This window comes from Halioglobus sp. HI00S01 (assembly GCF_001635445.1).
GTDB lineage: Bacteria > Pseudomonadota > Gammaproteobacteria > Pseudomonadales > Halieaceae > Halioglobus > Halioglobus japonicus.
This window is the reverse complement of sequence record NZ_LWEE01000267.1, coordinates 1-220: the sequence shown is the minus strand read 5'-3', so window position 1 is coordinate 220 and position 220 is coordinate 1. Positions and strand designations below refer to the sequence as shown.

Annotated in this window: 1 protein-coding gene; it reads right to left on the bottom strand. The window is 55.0% G+C overall.

Annotated elements, in window-relative coordinates:
- On the bottom strand, positions 1-220 hold a 220-nt coding region (locus tag A3709_RS24110; protein WP_197484305.1), incomplete at both ends, for a hypothetical protein.

Here is a 220-nt window from a genome sequence, read left to right as displayed (position 1 = left end):
CTTCATCGACCGTCTGGCCAAGACCCTCGGCAACCACACGGACCATGCCCTCCCAAACCAGCCGCAGCGAGAAATCCAGCAGCATGGGCGGTGTCTCATCCATGGAGGTACCAAAACCAATCACATCCCGGACCACTTCAGGCTGGTCGTAGAGCGCGTAATTGAAGATTTCCCGTGTGCGAATCTCTTCAATATCTGACGACATGGCACTGGCAAACAA